3 protein-coding genes are annotated in these 1,314 nt (G+C 53.0%); 1 reads left to right on the top strand and 2 read right to left on the bottom strand.

Translation table 11 applies throughout. The features are described 5' to 3' along the window. The coding region (locus ACRC1E_RS02665) for a hypothetical protein (RefSeq protein ID WP_438513560.1) at positions 1–308 on the bottom strand (308 nt) is incomplete at its 3' end. Between the two features lie 317 nt (positions 309–625). Between ACRC1E_RS02665 and ACRC1E_RS02660 the strand changes: the two genes are divergently transcribed. Continuing rightward, positions 626–751 carry a hypothetical protein gene (locus ACRC1E_RS02660; RefSeq protein WP_438513559.1) on the top strand — a complete coding sequence of 42 codons (126 nt, stop codon included), beginning with the start codon at positions 626–628 and terminating at the stop codon, positions 749–751. 152 nt (positions 752–903) lie between these two features. Here the strand turns inward: ACRC1E_RS02660 and ACRC1E_RS02655 are convergent. Next, a partial coding sequence (locus tag ACRC1E_RS02655) for a PACE efflux transporter (protein ID WP_438513558.1) occupies positions 904–1,314 on the bottom strand: 411 nt, incomplete at its 5' end.

Genomic DNA, 1,314 nt, shown 5'->3' with positions numbered 1-1,314 from the left:
GCTATCAATACCAGCAACACCCCGATCAAGGCACCGGTTGCCAGATCGGATGGATAATGCATGCCCAGATATAGCAGTGGCAGGCAAATAAACACGGTCGCGTGCAGGAAGGCCAGGTTCCCAACTTGGGGGAAATGCGAAAGATCGTAGTGGCCAAGGCAAAGGCCAAGACCAAGACCAAGACCAAGACCAAGACTGCATGGATCGGGTCTGTCCAAGAGCCAGCAAATGACCAGAATCATAGGCAGGAACTTGATAATCGCCGCATTCATTGCCCATGCAAGCATGGATACCGAACCGATGACCATCGGTGCATGAACTATTCAGGCCGATGACGATGCCGTAGTCCAGAGTGGTGATGACGGAAAGAACGGCGGCAGACATGTTCAGCCCTATAGTTTTGGATTTTGGAAATTTTTAGAGTAATTTAATTTCAATTTAGATGCTGCATGGCATATGTCAAATTACTTGTAGTGCCAAGGTCAGGCGGGGGAACTGCATGGAGATTTACGCAAGGATTTGCTGATTTTCTGGTCGTGCATCTGTCAAAGTCGTGGCCTTGTCCTTCATTCGGCTTATACTCGGCAGGCATCTGTATTTTCAGATGCCTACCAGGAGCAGCATCATGGGCAAGATTAGACAAAGTACCAAGGAAGCCAAAAAACCGGCGGCGATGACCGCCAAAGAAAAGAAGGCAGCTAAGGCGATCAAGAAAAATCCGTTGAATATTGCACCGATTATCCCGCGTTAAGTCGAGCGATCCTTTGCAGGGCTTGATGTCCTTATGCCTGAAGCCATGCCGGCCCGTAAACATACGGATGCCGGCATGGCTTCTGTCTTTTAAGGCGGCTTGTCGCCGAGCTTTGCTTGCCAGATCGGCGTATGCGGATACGCCGGCGCAGCTCAATCCACTTTGCCGCAGCCTGATGCGGGGCCATGGATATTTTGTATCGGCAGGCCGGCCAGCTGCTGCCGATGGCGTGCGCGCAGGTTGTCGTACAGCCAGTTGAATGCCAGCGCATACACCAGAAAAAATAGCGCCGCGCCCGCGTCAAGCAAAAAGGCCTGCCACAGGCTGCACTTCATCAGCCAGGCCACCAGCGGCACCGAGAGCAGCAGCAGGCCGGCTTCGAAACTGATGCTGTGCAGGATGCGCATAGGCAGCTTGCGCTTGATGCGTTCGCCCGGCACCAGATAGTCGAACACATAGTTGAAGGCAATATTCCACGCCATTGCGGTGAGCGATACCGAGATCATGACCACACTCATCAGGCTATGGTTCTCGCCCATGATCCAGCTGGTCGCCGGGATCAG

The sequence above is a fragment of the Craterilacuibacter sp. genome (assembly GCF_051659485.1).
Taxonomy (GTDB): Bacteria; Pseudomonadota; Gammaproteobacteria; order Burkholderiales; family Chromobacteriaceae; genus Craterilacuibacter.
Note: the sequence above shows the minus strand (reverse complement) of the source record. Positions and strands in the feature narration are given on the sequence as shown.

Bases quoted from the DNA above. Each gene is read 5' to 3' on its own strand.
- ACRC1E_RS02660 (WP_438513559.1), top strand. From the start codon at position 626: ATGGGCAAGATTAGACAAAGTACCAAGGAAGCCAAAAAACCGGCGGCG.